Origin of the sequence: Stenotrophomonas sp. TWI273 (genome assembly GCF_039674765.1) — a bacterium.
Taxonomy (GTDB): Bacteria; Pseudomonadota; Gammaproteobacteria; order Xanthomonadales; family Xanthomonadaceae; genus Stenotrophomonas.
On sequence record NZ_JBDJOA010000005.1, the window covers coordinates 252,326 to 271,996 of the forward strand.

The window sequence follows — 19,671 nt, forward strand, 5'->3', positions numbered from 1 at the left end:
TGGGCACCTACCGCTACCGCATGACGTGGATCAGAACTTCGCGGTGAACTCCAGACCGAACGTACGCGGCTCGTTGAGGAAGCCGGTCAGGTTGTTGAAGTCGATTGCGCCCACCACGCGGACCTGGTCGGTCAGGTTGCGGCCGTACACGGCCACGTCGTACTGGCCGTAATCCCAGTTGTAGCCCAGGCGCAGGCCACCTTCCAGCGAGGAGCGGCTGCGGAACTCCGGCGACTCGTACAGGAAGAAGTTCACTTCGCTGCGGTAGGCCCAGTCGGTGTAGACGTAGAACTCGCTGGCATCGTTGACTGGGAAGCCGGCGCGCAACGTCAGGTTGTGGATCCACTTCGGCGCCTGCGGCAGCGGGTTGCCGTTGACCAGTGCGTAAGTGCCGCCATCGATGACCGTGGTCGGGTCGGTGATGGTGCAGCCGCCGCCACAGATCGCCACCGCCAGATCCTTGTCCTTGATCTCGGTGTCGTTGTAGCTGCTGCCCAGGGTCAGCAGCACGTGGTCGGTCAGGTAGGCTTCGAAGTCGAGCTCGGCGCCCTGGCCGAGGGTCTTGTCGGCATTGAGCAGGGTCGCGGTGTTGTTGGTGCCACCCACGGCGATCAGCTGCTGGCCATCAACGTTGTAGCGGAACACGTTGAAGCCCAGGCGCGCGCGACGATCGAACAGGTCGGCCTTGATGCCGGCCTCGTAGGAGATCACCTTCTCCGAATCGGCCTGCGAGACGCCACCAAAGGCCAGGCGGCCCTGGATCGACGGCGCGCGGAAGCCCTTGGCCACGCGGGCATACGCGTTGAGGTTGTCGGTGATCTGGTAGACGCCGCTCAGGTCCCAGCTGACGTCGTTGACGTCGGTCCTGGCGATGTACGGGCCGCTGACCGGGGTACCGAACGGCACGGCCTGCAGCACGCTGGCGCTGAAGTCCTTCTTGTCCTGCGTGTAACGCACGCCACCGCGCAGCTTGAAGCGCTCGGTCACGTCGAAATCGCCGGAGGCGAACGCGGCCCACGCCTTGTTGCGCTGCTGCTGCACGGCGTGACCGGTCTGCGGATTGCCCGGGGTCAGCGAGTCGTAGTTGAAGCTGTCGATGGTGACATCTTCATCGAAGTAGAACACGCCGGCCTGCCAGTCGAAGCGGCCCCACTCATTGGATTCCACGCGGAATTCCTGGGTCCACTGGCGGTGGTGCGGCAGGCCATCGGCCGATTCGGAGGCGAACGGGATGTTGCCCGGGCCGTAGTTGCCGGCGCCCAGGAAGCTGGCACCGTAGCCGCCGTCGATGTCGCCGTGGTTCAGCGATTCGGCGGTCTCGTAACCGGTGATCGAGTGCAGCGTCACGCGGCCCAGATCCCACTTCAGGCGCGCGCTGCCGCCCCAGGTTTCCAGGTCGGAGAAGTTCTGGCCATCGGTGGAGACTTCATCGCGGTCGAAGTTCTCGACCAGCTGGTTGGTGCCCGGCTTGAGGATGTTGGCGCGGAACAGGCGCGCGGTGCCGTTGAGCTTGCGCTTGTGCAGGTTGAACAGCGCTTCGACATCGTCGCCTTCGTACAGGAACTGCACGCGGGCGGCGGCTTCGTCATAGCCCTCGAAGCCCTGCGCCGGGGCGCCCTGGCGGGTGTTGGTGACCCAGTCGTCGCGGCGCTGGTACAGCGCGGACACGCGCGCCGACCAGCGGTCGGTCAACGGGCCGCCGTAGGCGCCCTGCGTGTTCCAGGTGTTGTAGCTGCCGTAGGCGACCTTGATGTAGCCGTCGGCATCCTGCGAGGGACGCGCCGAATCGAATTTCACCACGCCGGCCGGGGTGTTGCGGCCGAACAGCGTGCCCTGCGGGCCGCGCAGCACTTCCACACCGGCCAGGTCGAACAGCGGGAAGCCCTTCAGCAGCGGGCTTTCCTGCACCACATCGTCATACACCAGCGAGACCGGCTGCGAGGCATTGAGGTCGAAATCGGTGTTGCCCAGGCCGCGGATGTAGAACCGCGGGAAGGCACGACCGTAGGACGATTCAATGTTCAGGCTGGGCACACGCGCCGACAGGAAGCGGATGTCATCGCCGGCCGAACCGAGCACGTCGAGCTTTTCACCCTGGATGGCCGAGATCGAGACCGGCACGTCCTTGGCGTTTTCGACGCGGCGTTGCGCCGTGACCTGCAGCGTATCGAGGGCGACCGGATCCTTGGCGGCGGGGGCGTCCTGGGCTGCGGCCGTCAATGGCAGCAGGGCGGCAAGGGCGACAACGAGCGGGTGCACGGACGGGAAACGGCCGTGGGCAGTGCGGTTCGGGAACATGGCGTTTAGGCTGTGTTGGGAGGGGTGGTGGACCGGCGCTACCAGACAATTGTTGCAGTACAGCAACAGAGCCGCAAACAACCGCTATTCATTACGCCCTCCCGGGCACGCGCGTTGTGACGGCCGTCGCGGCCTGACCTCCCCGGTCATGGCCTGAATGCCCTGCCCGGCTGTTCTGCCGGGCGCGCCATCGCTTCGGTATGCTGGCGCCCCTTGATGCCCATTCAGTTGCCACGCCGATGACTTCACTGCGCCGTACCCGCCTGACGCTGTCCGTTGCCCTGCTCGGCCTGCTGGCCGGTTGCGGCGGTGACCCCGTGCGCCCGACCCCGCCGCCGGCGGCTGTGCCGGTGACCCCGGCCAAGCCGGTCAAGATCGGCATCGCGCTGGGCGGCGGCGCGGCCAAGGGCTTTGCGCATATCGGCGTGATCAAGATGCTGGAGGCCAACGGCTTCGAACCGGTGGTGGTGTCCGGCACCAGCGCCGGCAGCGTGGTCGGCGCGCTGTATGCCAGCGGCATGGACGCGTTCCAGATGCAGTCCAAGGCGGTGGCCCTGGATGAAGCCAGCATCCGCGACGTGCGCCTGTTCTCCGGCGGCCTGGTCCAGGGCCAGAAGCTGCAGGACTACGTCAACGCACAGGTCGACAACCGTCCCGCCGAAAAGCTGAGCAAGCCCTTCGCCGCGGTCGCCACCCAGTTGGAAACCGGCGAGCGCACCGTGTTCGTGCGGGGCAACGTCGGCCAGGCCGTGCGCGCCTCCAGCAGCATCCCCGGTGTGTTCGAGCCGGTGAAGATCGGCAAGTACAACTACATCGACGGCGGCGTAGTCAGCCCGGTGCCGGTGGATGCGGCGCGCCAGCTCGGCGCGGACATCGTGATCGCCGTGGACATCTCCAGCAAGGCCAGCGGCAAGGCGCCGACCGGCATGCTCGGCATCGTCAACCAGTCGATCTCGATCATGGGCCAGCGCCTGGGCGAGCAGGAACTGGCGCGCGCGGACGTGATCATCCGGCCGAAGGTGCTGGACATCGGCGCCGCCGATTTCGGCCAGCGCAACAACGCGATCCTGGAAGGCGAGAAGGCCGCGATGGCGGCGATGCCGCAGATCCGCGCCAAGGTCCAGCAACTGCAGAAGGCGCGTGCGGCCGCGCTGGCCCCGCCGCCGCCGCCGCCGCCCAAGTGCGATGAGCCCTCGCGCGTGGGCAAGCTGATGGGGCGCAAGGAAAAGTGCGAGGGCTGAAGCCCCGCCACCGGTAGAGCCGACCGTTGGTCGGCGGCTCCTGGCTCTGGTCTCCACGAACCCGACCAATGGTCGGCTCTACCGTGCGATCGGGAGGGCGATCCGCGTCATTCCAACTGCGACAACGGCAGCGCGCGGAAATCCTTCACCGTGCGCAGCACGAAGCTGGAATTGACGTCGGCCACGCCGGCGGCATTGAGCAGCTTGTCGAGCAGGAAGCTGGAAAAGTGCTCCAGGTCGCGCACGTAGATGTGCAGCAGGTAATCCATGTCGCCGGTGAGCGCATGGCAGGCCACCACCTCATCCCAGTTCAGCACGCTGTCGGCGAACACGCCGATGGCGTGCTGGTCGTGCTTCTCCAGCTGCACCCGGACGAAGGCCTGCAGGCCCAGGCCAATCTGGCGCGGCTCCAGGCGGGCGCCATAGCCGGCGATCACGCCCTCGCTTTCCAGCCGCTGGACGCGCCGCAGGCAGGCCGACGGAGACAGATTTACCCGTGCGGCCAACTCGGCGTTGGTCGCGCGGCCGTGTTGCTGGATTTCGGCCAGCAAGCGCAGATCCGTGCGGTCGAACTGGGTATCTCCGGCCATTGCTGCCCCGCAACATGAGGTGGACGCAATGATCTTGCGCCAGAAGCCCATATCCGCGCAACTTTGCAAACCTCTTGCGCGTGCCCTGCCCTAGCATCGACAGATGACTTCCCAGGAGACCACCACGATGGAAACCGCCACCGCCCCCCGCCGCGTCGAACACCAGCAGACCGACAAGGGATACGTGCCGGTCTATACCACCGCCATCGTGGAACAGCCCTGGGACAGCTACACCGCCGACGACCACGCCACCTGGAGCACGCTGTACCAGCGCCAGCGTGCGCTGCTGGAAGGCCGCGCCAGCAAGGAGTTCCTGCACGCGCAGGACGAGATGGGCATGAGCGCGCACATGATCCCGCGCTTCGACCAGCTCAATGAGGTGCTCGGCGCCGCCACCGGCTGGACGCTGGTGGGTGTGGAGGGGCTGCTGCCGGAACTGGATTTCTTCGACCATCTGGCCAACCGCCGTTTCCCGGTCACCTGGTGGATCCGCCGTCCGGACCAGATCGACTACATCGCCGAGCCGGACATGTTCCATGACCTGTTCGGGCATGTGCCGCTGCTGATGAACCCGGTGTTCGCCGACTACATGGCCGCCTACGGCCGCGGCGGCGTCAAGGCGCATGCGATCGGCCCGGAAGCGCTGCAGCACCTGACCCGCCTGTACTGGTACACGGTGGAGTTCGGCCTGATCAACACCGAGGAAGGCCTGCGCATCTATGGCGCCGGCATCGTCTCCTCGAAGGGCGAATCGCTGTACTCGCTGGAGTCGGCGGCGCCGAACCGGATCGGCTTCGATCTGGAGCGGATCATGCGCACCCGCTACCGCATCGACACCTTCCAGAAAACCTACTTCGTCATCGACAGCTTCGAGCAGTTGATGGCCGCGACCGCGCCGGACTTCACCCCGATCTATGCCGCGCTGGAAGCCAAGGACCATCTGCCCGCCGGTGAGGTGCAGGCCAGCGACACGGTGTTCCAGAAGGGCACCGGCGAAGGCTGGGAAGACGGCGGCGACGTGTGATCGGTAGAGCCGACCGTTGTGTGATCGGTAGAGCCGACCGTTGTGCGATCGGTAGAGCCGACCGTTGGTCGGCTGCCGTTCGAGCCACGATGCGGCGGATGCCGTGGAGCTGGAGCAGCCGACCAACGGTCGGCTCTACCGGGGATACGCCAGCAGCACCACCAGATCCATCTCCCCCACCTGCTGCAGCGCATGCGAACTGCCCGTTCGCGTCAGCAGCGCATCCCCCGCCGCCACGTCGTACTGCTTCCCATCCAGCACGTAGCTGCCCTGCCCGCTGACGACGTAGTAGATCTCGTCTTTGTGCTGGGGGTGCAGGCCGATGCCGGCCCCCTTGTGCAGCACGCGCTTGCGAAGCACGAACGGCAGGTCGGTGTCTTCGGCGAAAAACGGATACGCCGTGGTCGGCCCCGCTCCACCATGCGGGCCGGGCTGGGTCACCGCGATGTCACGCTCGTGGACCACGCGCGAGGGTTTGGCGGCCTCACCGCCCTGCCCCGCACTGCGCACCTCGCAGTCGATATCGCGCTTCAGCGCCGACGTGAGGTCAGGCTGCAACGCCACCCAGTCGCGCATCACCAGGCACGCCACCGCCGTCGCACCGGCCACGCTGAAGTGCGTGCCATCGGCCTTGTTCTGCTCGGGCACGAACATGAAATACGGCTTGGCGCCGTGTTCGCCCAGCCCGCGGATCCAGCGCGTGGAACTGTCGTTGAGATCGATCAGCGCGACCTGCTCGCGGGTCGCCAGCGCTTTCACCGCCTGGGTGTACACACCGTGCGTGTCCAGCAGCGAACCGAAGTCGTACAGCAGCCGCGCCACCGGGGTGATCAGCACCGGCGTGGCGCCCTTGTCGCGGGCCAGCTGCACGTAGCGCATCAGGAACTGCGGGTACGCCGTAGCGGGATCGGTATAGCGGGTGGGATCTTCGAACTTGGCATCGTTGTGGCCGAACTGGATCAGCAGCACGTCCCCGCGCTGGAGCTCGGCGGCGATCGCATCCAGGCGCTTCTCATCGATGAAGCTGCGCGTGCTGCGGCCGCCCTTGGCGTGGTTGCGGACCTCCCACACAGCGGGATCGAGATAGCTCTGCAGGGCCTGGCCCCAGCCGGCCTGTGGCGCGCGCTCCGGGCCGTACGCGGCGGCGGTGGAATCCCCGGCAATGAAGATGCGGTGTGGGGCACACAGCGCGCTGGGGGCCGCGAGGAGGAACGACAGGGACAACAGCAAACGCAGCATGGTCATGCTCCTGGGTGGAGAGCTGCCGGCCAGCGGCCGGCACTACCGGCGTGCATCTGGTGGAAAGCCCCCTGAGTCAGGGGGCGACCGCGAAGCGGTGGCGGTCTGGATGCAACGATTGCTCGGGGCCCACGATCTGCAGCGCAGATCGTGGGAGCGCCAGCGCATAGCGATGGTGTTACCGGGCGAGCCAGCCGCCATCAACCGGCAGGACCGCGCCGTTGACGTAGTCCGAGGCGCTGGAGGCCAGGAACACGGCGGTGCCGCCGAGGTCTTCCGGGGTGCCCCAGCGCGCGGCCGGGATGCGATCGAGGATGGACTTGTTGCGGTCCTCGTCGGCGCGCAGCGCGGCGGTGTTGTCGGTCGCCATGTAGCCCGGGGCGATCGCGTTGACGTTGATGCCCTTGCTGGCCCATTCGTTGGCGAGCAGACGGGTGATGCCGGCGATGCCGCTCTTGCTGGCCGTGTACGACGGCACGCGGATACCGCCCTGGAAGGACAGCATCGAGGCGATGTTGATGATCTTGCCGCGGCCCTGGGCGATGAAATGCTTGCCGGCGGCCTGCGAGATGAAGAACGCGGACTTGATGTTGACGTTCATCACGTCGTCCCAGTCCTGCTCGCTGAACTCCACGGCATCGGCGCGGCGGATCAGGCCGGCGTTGTTGACCAGGATATCCAGGCCGCCCAGGCCTTCGATGGTTTCGCGGATGACGCGCTCGACCGGCTCGATGCTGATCAGGTTTGCTTCGATCGCCAGGCAGCGGCGGCCCAGCGCGGTGATCTTGGCGATGGTCTCGGTGGGCGGCGCGATGCCGGCCACGGCGACGTCGGCACCGGCCTGCGCCAATGCGACCGCGATGCCCTGGCCCAGGCCGGTGTTGCCACCGGTGACGAGGGCGACCTTGCCTTCCAGACTGAACGGATTAGCCATTGCGTATGTAGTCCTTGTCCAATGCGTAACAGACGCCGCCGGCGCGATGCCGGCGGCGCGTCGGGGTCACTTGAGCTGGCAGATGTCCAGCACGTGCATGTCGGTGTAATCCAGGTTCTCGCCGCCCATCGCCCAGATGAAGGCGTAATTGCTGGTGCCGGCGCCCATGTGGATGGACCACGGCGGCGACACGACGGCTTCGTTGTTCTGGATGACGATGTGACGCTGCGCGTCCGGCTCGCCCATGAAGTGGTACACGCGGTCGTTCTGACCCAGATCGAAGTAGAAATACACTTCGCTGCGGCGGTCATGCAGGTGCGGCGGCATGGTGTTCCAGACGCTGCCCGGCTTGAGCACGGTCAGGCCCAGCAGCAGCTGCGAGGACTGGCAGGTGGCCGGCACGATGTACTGGTAGATGGTGCGCTCGTTGCTGGTTTCCAGCGCGCCACGGTCCAGGGCCACGGCGTCCTTGATCGACAGCGCCTTGGTCTCGAAGCGCGCGTGCGCCGGGGTCGAGGCCAGGTAGAACTGCGCCGGGTTGGCGGCGTCATCGGAGGCGAACACCACGTCTTCGCTGCCCATGGCCACGTACAGGCCATCCTTCGGGCCCAGCGTGAACACGGTGCCGTCCACGGTGATGGTACCGCTGCCGGCGCCGACGTTGATCACGCCCAGTTCGCGGCGTTCCAGGAAGGCATGGCCGGCGGCCGAGGCCGGTTCGGTCTGCTTGGGCAGCGAGACCGGGCCGTTGACCGGGGCCGCACCGCCGAGCACGAAGCGCTCGTAGTGGGTGTACTTCAGGGTCACCGCATCGGCGTTGAACAGACCGTCGAGCAGGTACAGGTCGCGCAGGTCGTCATTGCTGGCGCCCTTGATGGCGTCGGGATGGGTGGCGTAATGGGTCTTGCAGTACATGGCGTCTCCAGAGCAGGGGTGGGGCGATGCGTCGGCCCCGGCACGATTTCAGGTGATTGTAGCCAGTTGGTAAACCGGTGTCATTTTGCAGCGCACGATAGGTCGGGTGGCCCGCAGACGGGGTCGGGACGGGAGGCGACAGGACAGGGGGAGGCGCCGAGGGTTCACGCCCGGGGCGTCAATCCTCGGGGGGCTGACAGGAGTCGCGCACGATCAGGTGCGGGCGCACGCTGGCGTGCTGCATCACCGCCAGGCCGTCGGGCTGGATCAGCATCGCGGCCGCTGTGCGGCCGGTGTCGCGGGTGTGGCGCCGCACCGAGGTCAGCGACGGCCACAGGCGCGAGGCCAGCGGGCTGTCGTCGTAGCCGATGATCGAGAGCTGGCGTGGGATGTTGATGCCCGCGCGCAGCGCGACCTTGTAGATACCGGCGGCCATTTCATCGTTACCGGTGAAGATGGCGGTCGGGCGCTGCTTGCCCAGCAGCAGCTTTTCGGCGGCGGCCACGCCCGATTCGAAGGTATAGCCGGCCTCGACGATGCGCGCCGGGGGCAGCTCGATGCCGCGCTTGGCGAGGGCATCGATGAAGCCGGCGGTGCGTTCGTGCGCCGAGCGGTAGGCACTCGGGCCGGTGACCAGGGCGATATCGCGGTGGCCCAGCGAGAGCAGGTAATCGGCCGCTTCGGCGGCACCGTCGCGGTCGTGGGTGACCACCATCTGCGAGGTTTCGTCCAGCGGCAGCGAGGCGATCCGGGTGAAGCGGCAGCCGATCTCATCGAGCATGTCCACCAGCGCCTGGTCTTCGGAGGCACGTGGCACCAGGATCACGCCGTGCAGCTTCTGCTGCTGGACGAAGCGGCGCACGCCGTCGATGTAGCCGGGGCTGCGCGAATCGCAGGGATGCACGACCAGTTCGAAACTGGAGCCGCGCAGCGCATCCAGAGCGCCGTACTGCATGTCCACGATGTACTGGGCGGTCGGGTTGTCGTAGACCATGCCGATCAGGAACGAGCGGCGGAATGCCAGCCCGCGGGCCAGCGGGTCCGGCGTGTAACCGACCTCGCGCATCAGTGCCTCAACCTTCTCGCGCGTGTCCTTACGCACCAGCGGCGAGTTGTTGATGATGCGCGAGACGGTCTTCTTCGATACCCCGGAAAGACGCGCGATGTCGTTGATCGTGGCGGCCTTGCCTTTGGTCAATCCGTGCGGCGACGGATCGGTTTTGCTGCGCAATGACATGTCGTTCAAACCGGGGATGAGTCAAGGGATTCTAGCGGGGAGCTCAATCGAGGGCGCGGTAGCGGAAATTCCGGAACTCGACCTTGCCGTCGCCGGCAGCATAGATCGCCGGCTTCAGGGCCAGGAACTTGCCCGCCACATTGTGATGGTAGCCGGAGACTTCCATCTGAACCGGGTACTTCTGCCAGGTTTTGCCGTCGGTGCTGGAGTGGATGGTGACGATATGGCGGTTGTTGGTCACCCGCAGCCACAGCGTGCCGCCGGTGGCGCTGGGGGCCAGCCGGGTGGGGCGCTCCTCGCCGTAGCGGTGCATGATGAACTTCTCGCCGTTGCTGCCCACGCCCACATACAGGCGGTCGCTGTAGTAGAGCAGGGCCCCGCCCACCGCGCCCGGGGCGATCTCCATCTCGACCTCGAACTGGTAGGCCTTGTCGCCGGCGATGGCGGTCAGCGGCGAGCTGTCGCGCGGGGTGCTGCCCTTGCCCTGCAGCACCATGCCCTTGCCGGTGAAGGCCAGGCGCTTGTACTCGTCCTGGGCCGGGTTGAAGAACGACCACTGCGCACCGAGCGTGCTGCCGCGGAAATCGTCGGACAACGCCATGCCGTGCTGGCCGACCGAGGTACCCGACGGCTTGGCGAGCGGCTGGCCGAGGTCGCCGCCCTTGGCCACGAACCAGCCATCGGCGGTCCATTCGATCGGCTCCAGCAGGGCCTGGCGGCCCAGCGTCCAGTACCCGTTCTCGTAGCCGTGATACATCATCCACCAGCGCCCGTCGGTGCCTTCGATCACCGTGGCATGGCCGCGCGACCACCACGGCTCGGCGGCCGACTGGGTACGCATGATCGGGTTGTTCGGCGCATTCACCCACGGGCCGTGGATCGAGCGCGAGCGCGCGGTGATCACCATGTGCCCGGTCGGCGGGCCGGCGGTGCCACCCACGGCGGTGGTCATGTAGTACCAGCCATCGCGGAAGTTGATCTTCGGGCCTTCCTGCGCATAGGCCTCCACGTCCCAGCTTTCCGGGTACTTCCAGCCATCGTAGACGTGCTTGGGCGTGCCGACCACGCTCAGGCCGTCATCGGCCAGCTGCACGTAGTCGCCACCGCTGAGGAACAGGTAGCGCTTGCCGTCTTCGCCCACCGCATGGCCGGGATCGATGTAGCTGCCCAGGCCGATATCGATGGGCTCGCTCCACGGGCCCTTGATGCTGTCGGCCCAGACCACGAAGTTGCTGCGGGTCTCGCCGGTGCGGGCCGGGAAATAGATGTAATAGCGGCTGCCGTGCTTGACGATGTCCGGCGCCCAGATCGCACCGACGTTCTTGGTGATCGCGTGGCCCAGCGGCTGCCAGTTGACCAGATCGCGCGAGTGCCAGATCGGCAGGCCGGGGTAGGCATCGAACGAGGACAAGGTGAGGTAGTAGTCCTCCCCATCCTTGAGCACGGAAGGATCCGGGCGATCACCGGCGAACACCGGGTTGAGGAAGGTGCCATTGCCCAGATCGGCCTGGCGCTGGTTCTCGATCCCGCGCTTCCAGGCGGTGGCCGGCTCGGCGGCGTGACCGGCGCCGGCCAGCAGCAGGCAGGCGGTGGCGAAGCTCGCCAGGGTCTTCCTCAGGTGCATCGTCTTTCTCCCTTGAACGTATCGTGGGCCGGCCGCGCTCAGCGCGCCCCGGTCCCGGCAAGACGCTGTTGCCAGCGTGGGTACTCGGTGGTGATCAGGGCCTGTGGCCAGGTGCCGTACCAGTGATAGCCGGTGCGGCGCTCGCGCGGGATGTCGTTGAACGTGGCGACGCGTTCGCCCTCGCGGTTGGCCAGCAGCACGCCACTGTCGTGCAGGTCGTGGAAGCGGCCCCACAGCAGCGGCGCGCCCGCATCGGCGACCAGGCGGCGGTCGACCGTGGTGCGATGGAACTGGAACTGCGCGGGGGTGGTTTCGAAGGTCTCCAGCCGCCACCCGGTCAACGCATGCGCCTGGAACCACGTCATCGCGGCGTTGACCGAGGCGACCACCTCCGGCGCGGGATCCGGGATCGACATCAGGTAGCGGACCACGCCGACACTCTCGTCGGTGACCAGCGCCGGCAGCTCGAACTTCCGGCCCTGCGCGGGCAGCAAGGTGGTGCGGTCGTACTGCCCGGCCCAGATCGTCGGCACGCCGTCCTGGCGCACCTGCAGGCGCAGCAGGCAGGCATCGCCGGCGGTGACGGCAGCGTCCACGCGGGCGCGCTGACCGGCCGTGATGAAGCCGAACGCCGGCTCGCGCTGGATGCGCCGCAGCGTGGTCAGCACGCCACTGGTGACGTCGTCAGCGAACGTGATGTGGCCGTGGTACGCGGTGCGCGAGGGCACCGAATGCGGCCAGCCACCACAGCCGGGGATCTGCTCGGCGAGGATGAAGTCCAGCCCGCGCACCGCCGCGTCGCGGTAGCGGGCATCGCCGCTGCGCGCGAAGGCGTCGGCCAGGTAGCTGACCTGGGTGTAGATGTTGCGGTTGTCGAAGCTGCCGCCGGGCGTGGCCTGGTCGGCCAGCACCTTTGCCCTGGCGGCATCATCGAGGATCCGCTGCGGATCCTGGTTGACCGCCCAGCCCCCACCACGCCGCTGCAGCACGACCAGGTTGTCGGCGATCTGCCGGTACTGATCAGGGGAGTAGCGCGGGTAGTCCGTGCCATGCCCGCTCTGCCAATGGTGGATGCCGTCCTGGAAGCCGCGCAGCGGAATGTCCTGGCCCTGCGCCATGACGGCGCAGGGCAGGGCGATCCACAGCAGGGCTGCCAGCCGCCGCACGCTTACGCGCGCAGCAGGGCAGGCAGCCACAGCGACATTTCCGGGAAGAAGGTGACGATCAACAGCACGCCCAGCGCGGCGAACCAGAACGGCCAGATCGAGCGCATGCTCTCACCGACGCTGATCTTGCCGATTGCCGTACCGATGAACAGCACCGAGCCCACCGGCGGCGTCACCAGGCCCAGGCCACCGGTCAGCACCAGCACCAGGCCGAAGTGGATCGGATCGATGCCGTAGGCCTTGGCCACCGGCAGGAAGATCGGCGTGCAGATCAGGATCATCGGCGCCAGGTCCATGAAGGTGCCCAGCAGCAACAGCATGATCACGATCATCAGCAGCACCATGAACTGGCTGTGCGCGAACGACTGCAGGAAGTTGACCGCGGCCGAGGGCACTTCGAGATAGGCCAGCAGCCAGCCGAACACGGCCGCCGTGGCGATCACGAACAGGATCACACCGGTGCTGCGCGCGGCATGGGTGACCGTGCCGAGGAACTCGCGCCAGTCGAGCTGGCGGTACAGCACGGTGGTCACCAGCAGCGCGTAGACCACGGCGATCGCCGCGCTCTCCACCGCGGTGAAGATGCCGGCCCGGATACCGATGAAGATCAGCGCCACCAGGCCCAGGCCAGGCAGCGCCGAGACCAGGCGCAGCAGCACCGCACGCCAGCCCGGGAAGATCTCCACGCCGTAACCGCGGCGGCGTGCCACCAGATAACCGGTGATCATCAGCACGACCGTCATCAGCAGCGCCGGCACGATACCGGCCGCGAACAGATCGGCGATCGACAGGCCACCACCGGCCGCGGCCGAGAACAGGATCAGGTTGTGCGACGGCGGCACCAGCAGCGCGACCAGCGCGGCGGTGATGCTGACGTTGACCGCGAAGTCACGGTCGTAACCGCGCTTGACCATCTGCGGAATCATCGTGCCGCCGACCGCCGAGACATCGGCGATGGCCGAGCCGGACACACCGCCGAAGAACAGCGAGGACAGGATCGAGACCTGGCCCAGGCCACCGCGCATGCGACCGACCAGCGACGAGGCCAGCGAGATCAGACGCTCGGAGATGCCGCCGCGCATCATGATTTCACCGGCGAAGATGAACAAGGGAATGGCGATCAGCGAGGCCGACCCGGTACCGGCCGAGATCTGCTGGACCAGCACCAGCGTCGGCAGATCCAGGTACCACAGCGTGGCCAGGGCGGCGGCGGCCAGCGCGAACGCGACCGGCACACCGAGCAGCAACAGCACCGCGAACACGGTGAAAAGAATGGTAATACCCATGACTCAGCGATCTCCCTCGGCAACGGCATCGGCCGGCCGTACAGCCAGCGCCATCTGGTTCACGGCGAAGATCGCCATCAAGGCGCCACCGATCGACAGGGGCAGGTAGTTGATGCTCTGCGGCAGGTGGGCGCCGGCGGCCTTGATATCCAGGCCGTCCATCAGCAGCACCGCCGCCCACCAGGCGATGACCACGCCGAGCACGGCCACCACCAGCGCGGCGAACACATCGACGGCGCGGCGCAGGCCCGGGCCCATGTGCGCGGCCAGCAGGAAGAAACCGAAGTGGCGGCGGGTATGCACACCGGTGGCCGCACCCAGGCTCATCGCCGTGGCCAGCAGCAGCAGCGTGACCGGCTCGGTCCAGCTGGGCGAATCATTGATCACATAGCGGGCGAACACCTGCCAGCCCTGCACCACCACCAGGCCCAGCAGGGCGATGACGGCAATGTAGATCGCCACGTCGGCAATGATGTTGAGCAGGCGCTGCGGCCCGGTGGGGGTGATGACGGTTTCGGAAGTCGAGTCGGACATCGCGTCGGGGCCTCAGGCGAAGTCGCGGATGCGACGGGTGAGGGCGGCCAGCTCCGGCTGCTGCAGGTAACGCTGCAGCAGCGGGTCGGCGGCCTTGCGGAAGGCCGGCATGTCGACCTCGTTGAACTTGATGCCGAAGTCGGCCACGGCCTGGCGGGCGGTGTTTTCCGAGGCATCCCACTGCTCGCGCATCACCTGCACCGATTCACGCGCGGTCTCGATCACCAGGGTACGGTCGGCCGGACTCAGCGCATCGAAGCTCTGGCGCGACATCAGCAGCACGTCCGGTGCATAGGAGTGATCGCTCTGCGACCAGTAGTGCGCGGCCTCGAAATGACGGCTGGAATGGAAGCTGCGCATGTTGTTTTCCGCACCGTCGATCATGTGCGTTTCCATGCCCGAGAAGGTGTCGCCCAGCGACATCGGGGTCGGGTTGGCACCGAGCAGGCGCATCAGCTGGATGAAGATGTCCGAGGACGCCACGCGCAGCTTGAGGCCGTGCAGGTCCTTGGGCTCCACGATCGGGTGCTTGGTGTTGTAGAAGCAGCGCGCGCCGGAATCGTAGATGGCCAGGCCGACCAGATCGCGCGTTTCAAAGCCCTGCAGGACCGTATCGGCGACGCCGCCGTCGAGCGCGCGGCGCATATGCGCCACCGACTCGAACACATACGGCAGGCACAGGCCCTGGGTCAGCGTAAACGCGTTGTTGAGCGCGCCGGAGTAGACGCGGGTGATATCGATGGCGCCGAAGCGGGCCATGTCGATCGCCTCGGACTCACGGCCCAGCTGGCCGGAGTGATACTGGCGCAGCCGCAGCCGGCCGCCGGTTTTTTCTTCCAGCGTCTTCCCGATCCATTTCACCGCGGTGACGGTGGGGTAGTCGGCGACGTGGACGTCGGTGGCGGTCAACAGCTGCGCACCGGCCGGTGCGGCGTTGGATGACCGCGAACAGGCTGTCAGCGCGGGCGCGGCAAGCGCGCCCAGACTGGTAGCCAGGAAACTTCTGCGAGTGAACATCTGCGCCCTCCCAAGCGTGCTCGCCATGTCCGCGCGGTCAACCGGCGGCGATGGCCTTGCAGGTAATGTCGCCGTAACCGACGAAACGGATCAATGCTTCCTGGCCCACGGCGATGTCGTGGATGCCGGTCGCGTTCCCACTGGCGATCAGATCGCCGGCCTTCAACGGGCGGCCACGCTGCGCCGAGCGGCCCAGGGCGAACGCATAGGCGGTGCGCAGGCCGCCGGGCAGCAGGGTCGCGCCACCGGTGCCGACCACCTGGCCTTCGATGCGGGTTTCCGCACGCAGGTCGGCGTCGTCCAGGCGGGTCCAGTCCGGGATTTCCGGGCCGAGCACCAGGCCGTTGTTGTTGCCGAAGTCCGACACCACCACGCGCGGGCCGAGCTTGTTGATCGTCGCCAGCGGGCTGCTGGCCACCTCAACGCCGATGAACAGCTTGGCGGCCAGCGCCTCGGCTTCTTCCGGGGTCCAGTGCAGCTTGTCCGCCGGGGCGTCTTCCTGCAGCTGGATCACGTACTCGGCCTCGACCGCGCCGAAGCCACCGACGAACACCGGAATCTCGACTGTTCCACCGGTAGCATTCCAGAGCTGACGCGAGAAAATCGGCCCCAGCAGACGGTCGTCGCCGGAGACATCGCGGCGCTCGGCAGCGATGTAGCCGACCTTCCAGCCGACCACCTGGTCGTCCCACAGCGCGATGGCCTGGTCCTGTACCTGATAGGCCGTGACCAGGTCTTCCGGGATGGTTCCCGGGAAATCGGGCAGGGATTGGCCGTGTTGGCGGGCGCTGACGAAGTGCCGGGCGATCTCGCCCAACCCCTGGTCGGGCAGGTCCTGTTTGCCGTGGTCGTTGCTCAAGCGGGTCTCCCGGAAAAATTGTTGCACTGCCAATCGACAGTGGCTGGATGAGCTGTATATGGTAAACCGGTGTCATTGGCAATGTGCAGCGCATCAGAACGGCTGCCGGTCAGGCACGATGCCTGTTCCCCTTGCCCGAAGGACGTACCCGGATGCGCCGCTTCCTCGCGTTGCCCATGCTGACTCTCCTGCTGCTGGTCGGCGGTCTGGCCCACGCGGCCGAGCGTGCCGTACCGGAGACCGAACCGGCCCTCGGCGACCCGGACCGCATCGCGCTCTGGCCCGACGGCCGGGTGCCGGGTGAATCCGGCCCGGCCACCGTGCCCAACGTGATCGAGCGCAGCCGCGATCCGGCGCTGCCGGACCGTTACATCGACAACGTCAGTGCGCCTTACCTGGTGGTGTACCGACCGGCGCGCCCGAATGGCACCGCCCTGCTGGTGGTGCCGGGCGGCGGCTATCAGCGCATCGTGCTCGACAAGGAAGGCACCGCGCTGGTGCCGGCGTTCGTCGAGCAGGGTGGGGTGACCCTGTTCGTGCTGCGTTACCGGCTGCCGGCCGGCCGCAGTGATCGCCAGGCCGCACTGGCCGATGCCCAGCGTGCGATGCGGGTGATCCGCGCCGATGCTGCGCGATGGCAGATTGATCCGCAGCGCATCGGGGTGATGGGCTTCTCGGCCGGCGGGCACGTTGCCGCGCGGTTGAGCAACGGCTTCGATGCACCGGTGTATCCGCACCGCGACGCGATCGATGCGCTCAGCGCACGTCCGGATGTCGCACTGCTGATCTACCCGGTGATCGACATGGGCAGGCATGCGCATACCGGCTCGCGTTCGCGCCTGCTCGGGCCGCATCCGGACAGCACGCTGCAGCAGCAGTTCTCGATGCAGGACCAGGTCCGCGCCGATACCCCGCCGACCTTCCTGGTGCATGCGCAGGACGACAACGTGGTCTCGGTGCACAACAGCCTGGTGTATTACCAGGCGCTGCTGCGCGCCGGCGTCACCACCGAAATGCACCTGTTCCCGTTCGGTGGCCACGGCTTCGGCGTGCGCATCCCGGCCGGTCTGACCGTTGCGCAGTGGCCCGAGCTGGCCCTGCGCTGGATCCCTTCGCGCCACACGGAGCCCGCGCGCCATGAGTGAGTCCCCCGCCGACCTGCAGCGTCGACGCTTTCTGCGCGACAGCGCGCGCTACGCCCTGATGCTGGGTGCCACCAGCCTGCCGCTGATGCCGGCGTTCGCCGGCGCGCCCGGGCCGCGCGATGACGCCTCACCGCTGGCCCGGGTACGCAGTGGCCGGGTGCGCGGACAACGGGAGCAGGGGGTGAATGTGTTCCGCGGCATCCCCTATGGGGCCGACACCGCGCCCCGGCGGTTCCAGCCGGCGCTGCCCGAGATGGCCTGGCGTGGCGTGCGCGATGCGCTGGACTATGGCAACGCCGCCCCGCAGACCGGCAAGGAAGGGCCGGGCAGCGAAGACTGTCTCTACCTCAACGTGTGGACCCCGGCGCTGCGCGACGGCGGCAAGCGGCCGATCGTGTTCTACATCCATGGCGGCGCGTACAACAACGGCTCCGGCAGCGACCCGCTGTACGACGGCAGCGCGTTGTGCCGGCGCGGCGACGTGGTCGTGGTCACGGTCAACCATCGGCTCAACGTGTTCGGCTATCTGTACCTGGCGCAGCTGGGCGATGCGCGCTTCGCCGACTCGGGCAATGTCGGCCAGCTCGACCTGGTCCAGGCGCTGCACTGGGTGCGCCAGCATGCCGCCGAATTCGGGGGCGATGCCGACAACATCACCGTGGTCGGGCAGTCCGGCGGCGGCGCCAAGATCGCCACGCTGATGGCCATGCCGGCCGCGCGCGGTTTGTTCCAGCGCGCCTGGACCATGAGTGGGCAGCAGGTCACCGCGGCCGGCCCGCGGGCGGCCACCCAGCGCGCGCAGATCGCGATGCAGGCGGTAGGCGCGGCCGACGCCGAGGCGCTGCGCACGATGCCGATGGAGGCACTGCTGGCCGCCACCCGTGCGCGCGACCCGTCGCGCGTGGAGAACAGCAGCCTGTATGTCGGGCCGGTGCTCGACGGGCGTTCGTTGTCGGTGCATCCGTTCTGGCCGGAGGCGCCCGCGCAGTCCGCCGGGATTCCAATGGTGATCGGCAACACCCACGATGAGACCCGCGCCTTCCTCGGCAACGACCCGGCCAATTTCGCGCTGACCTGGGAGACGCTGCCGGCCAAGCTGGAAAAAGAGCAGTACGTGGACCTGCTGCCCTCGGTGGTGATCGCCGAGTACCGCCGCCTGTACCCGCACTACACGCCCTCGGAGGTGTTCTTCGCGGCCACCACCGCCGGCCGCTCCTGGCGGGGTGCACTGGAGGAACTGGAGGCGCGTGCGCGCCAGGGCGCCCCCACCTGGGCCTATCAACTCGATTGGGGCTCGCCGCTGGACGGCGGCAGGTTCGGCGCGTTCCACACGCTGGATATCCCGCTGGTGTTCGATACCACCGATCGCCCCGGCTCACGCACCGGTGACGGCGAAGCGGCGACCCGTGTCGCAGCGACCATGAGCGAGGCGTTGATCGCCTTTGCGCGCCATGGCGATCCGAATCATGGCGCACTGCCCCGCTGGCAGACCTATTCGCTGGCCCGCCGCGAAACGATGCTGTTCGATACCCCCTCGCAGCAGGCCGACGACCCGCGCGGTGGCGAGCGCCGCCTCTATCAGCAGGCCCCCTTCATTCAACGAGGTACGTTCTGATGCGCGCGTCGACCTGGCTGCTGGGCAGCGTGCTGTTCGGCCTGATGAGCGTTGCGCACGCCGCCGTGGATCCGGCGGTGCTGGATCGTCCGGCACCGACCCCGATCCGGGCCAGCAAGATCGTGCTGGTCGGCGATTCCACCACGGCCGTGCAGGGCGGCTGGGGCCCGGCGTTCTGCGCACGGCACGTGACCTCGTTCCTGACCTGCACCAACCTGGCCCGTGGCGGTCGCAGCACGTACAACTACCGCGCCGAAGGCTCGTGGGCGTTGGCCGACGCGGAGATGCGCACGCCCGGCTATGCCACCACCTGGGTGCTGGTCCAGTTCGGCCATAACGACCAGCCAGGCAAGCCGGGCCGCTCCACCGATCTGCAGCGCGAATTCCCGGACAACCTGCGCCGCTACGTGCGTGAGATCCGTGCCGCCGGTGCGCAGCCGGTGCTGCTGACCCCGTTGACCCGCCGCCAGTTCGCCGATGGCGTGCTGATCGATGACCTGGCGCCGTGGGCCGAGGCGGTGCGGACCGTGGCGCGCGAGATGAAGGTCCCGCTGGTCGATCTGCACGCGCGCAGCCGCGCGGTGGTCCAGGCGCTGGGGCCGGTGGCGGCCATGCCGCTGGCACAGGCGGCCGCCACGCCCGCACAGGTCAGCGCGGCGCTGGGCGGGACCACCGTGGGCGCCGCGCCCACTGCCGGCGCACCGGCCGCGCAGAACAACGCCCTCACCGAGCCCATGGGACAGGCCAAGGTCGCCTTCGATTACACCCATCTGGGCCCGGACGGCGCAGCGTTGTTCGCCACGCTGGTCACCGAGGAACTGGCCCGGCAAGTGCCATCGTTGCGACCGCTGCTGATTCCCTGATCGATAGGCAGACCCTTCGAGTTCTTTCGAATGGATCGCTACGTCGGGGATCGTGAGTCGATTGGATGTGATTCAGGTCAAACA

Annotated in this window: 17 protein-coding genes; 5 read left to right on the forward strand and 12 right to left on the reverse strand. The window is 67.5% G+C overall.

The window, feature by feature from the left end; all coding sequences use genetic code 11:
- Positions 1-30: 30 nt before the first annotated feature.
- Positions 31-2,298 carry a TonB-dependent receptor gene (locus ABE571_RS09360; protein ID WP_313210599.1) on the reverse strand — a complete coding sequence of 756 codons (2,268 nt, stop codon included), beginning with the start codon at positions 2,296-2,298 and terminating at the stop codon, positions 31-33.
- A gap of 239 nt (positions 2,299-2,537) precedes the next feature.
- Between ABE571_RS09360 and ABE571_RS09365 the strand changes: the two genes are divergently transcribed.
- Positions 2,538-3,539 carry a patatin-like phospholipase family protein gene (locus tag ABE571_RS09365; protein WP_346493602.1) on the forward strand — a complete coding sequence of 334 codons (1,002 nt, stop codon included), beginning with the start codon at positions 2,538-2,540 and terminating at the stop codon, positions 3,537-3,539.
- A gap of 107 nt (positions 3,540-3,646) precedes the next feature.
- Here the strand turns inward: ABE571_RS09365 and ABE571_RS09370 are convergent, their stop codons facing one another.
- Positions 3,647-4,129, reverse strand: coding sequence for an Lrp/AsnC family transcriptional regulator (locus ABE571_RS09370; RefSeq protein WP_313210595.1), 483 nt, complete (start codon positions 4,127-4,129; stop codon positions 3,647-3,649).
- 127 nt (positions 4,130-4,256) lie between these two features.
- Between ABE571_RS09370 and phhA the strand changes: the two genes are divergently transcribed.
- On the forward strand, positions 4,257-5,153 hold the full coding sequence (phhA, locus tag ABE571_RS09375) for a phenylalanine 4-monooxygenase (protein ID WP_313210648.1): 897 nt from the start codon (positions 4,257-4,259) through the stop codon (positions 5,151-5,153).
- 135 nt (positions 5,154-5,288) lie between these two features.
- On the opposite strand, the gene ABE571_RS09380 is transcribed toward phhA, so the two are convergent.
- The 10 genes from ABE571_RS09380 to ABE571_RS09425 form a co-directional block, all read right to left on the reverse strand.
- The gene (locus ABE571_RS09380; RefSeq protein WP_346493603.1) at positions 5,289-6,392 is read right to left on the reverse strand and encodes a GDSL-type esterase/lipase family protein; all 1,104 of its coding nucleotides are present in this window, start codon (positions 6,390-6,392) and stop codon (positions 5,289-5,291) included.
- A 178-nt stretch (positions 6,393-6,570) separates the two neighbouring features.
- Positions 6,571-7,326, reverse strand: a complete 756-nt coding sequence (kduD, locus tag ABE571_RS09385) for a 2-dehydro-3-deoxy-D-gluconate 5-dehydrogenase KduD (protein WP_019184096.1) — start codon at positions 7,324-7,326, stop codon at positions 6,571-6,573.
- 66 nt (positions 7,327-7,392) lie between these two features.
- A complete protein-coding gene (gene kduI / locus ABE571_RS09390; RefSeq protein WP_313210589.1) occupies positions 7,393-8,241 on the reverse strand; it encodes a 5-dehydro-4-deoxy-D-glucuronate isomerase in 849 nt (282 codons plus the stop codon).
- Between the two features lie 178 nt (positions 8,242-8,419).
- Entirely contained in the window at positions 8,420-9,478 is a 1,059-nt protein-coding gene (locus ABE571_RS09395) for a LacI family DNA-binding transcriptional regulator (RefSeq protein WP_346493604.1), read from the reverse strand.
- 43 nt (positions 9,479-9,521) lie between these two features.
- A complete protein-coding gene (locus ABE571_RS09400; RefSeq protein ID WP_346482571.1) occupies positions 9,522-11,102 on the reverse strand; it encodes a family 43 glycosylhydrolase in 1,581 nt (526 codons plus the stop codon).
- 38 nt (positions 11,103-11,140) lie between these two features.
- Complete coding sequence (pelA, locus tag ABE571_RS09405) at positions 11,141-12,298, reverse strand: pectate lyase (RefSeq protein WP_346493605.1); 1,158 nt, start codon at positions 12,296-12,298, stop codon at positions 11,141-11,143.
- Positions 12,271-13,554 carry a TRAP transporter large permease gene (locus ABE571_RS09410; protein WP_123730975.1) on the reverse strand — a complete coding sequence of 428 codons (1,284 nt, stop codon included), beginning with the start codon at positions 13,552-13,554 and terminating at the stop codon, positions 12,271-12,273. Before ABE571_RS09410 ends, pelA begins: the two co-directional genes overlap by 28 nt.
- 3 nt (positions 13,555-13,557) lie before the next feature.
- A complete protein-coding gene (locus tag ABE571_RS09415; RefSeq protein WP_346493606.1) occupies positions 13,558-14,088 on the reverse strand; it encodes a TRAP transporter small permease in 531 nt (176 codons plus the stop codon).
- 12 nt (positions 14,089-14,100) lie between these two features.
- Positions 14,101-15,105, reverse strand: coding sequence for a TRAP transporter substrate-binding protein (locus ABE571_RS09420; RefSeq protein WP_346493607.1), 1,005 nt, complete (start codon positions 15,103-15,105; stop codon positions 14,101-14,103).
- A gap of 37 nt (positions 15,106-15,142) precedes the next feature.
- A complete protein-coding gene (locus tag ABE571_RS09425) occupies positions 15,143-15,964 on the reverse strand; it encodes a 2-keto-4-pentenoate hydratase (protein WP_313210576.1) in 822 nt (273 codons plus the stop codon).
- A gap of 176 nt (positions 15,965-16,140) precedes the next feature.
- On the opposite strand from ABE571_RS09425, the gene ABE571_RS09430 reads away from it, so the two are divergent.
- Genes ABE571_RS09430 through ABE571_RS09440 form a run of 3 tightly spaced genes read left to right on the forward strand, consistent with a single transcriptional unit; the run spans position 16,141 to position 19,587 of the window.
- The gene (locus tag ABE571_RS09430) at positions 16,141-17,109 is read left to right on the forward strand and encodes an alpha/beta hydrolase (RefSeq protein WP_346482569.1); all 969 of its coding nucleotides are present in this window, start codon (positions 16,141-16,143) and stop codon (positions 17,107-17,109) included.
- The gene (locus ABE571_RS09435; RefSeq protein ID WP_346493608.1) at positions 17,102-18,724 is read left to right on the forward strand and encodes a carboxylesterase/lipase family protein; all 1,623 of its coding nucleotides are present in this window, start codon (positions 17,102-17,104) and stop codon (positions 18,722-18,724) included. The genes ABE571_RS09430 and ABE571_RS09435 overlap by 8 nt, the downstream gene beginning before the upstream one ends.
- 44 nt (positions 18,725-18,768) lie before the next feature.
- On the forward strand, positions 18,769-19,587 hold the full coding sequence (locus tag ABE571_RS09440; RefSeq protein ID WP_313219944.1) for a rhamnogalacturonan acetylesterase: 819 nt from the start codon (positions 18,769-18,771) through the stop codon (positions 19,585-19,587).
- The last annotated feature ends 84 nt before the right edge of the window (positions 19,588-19,671 follow it).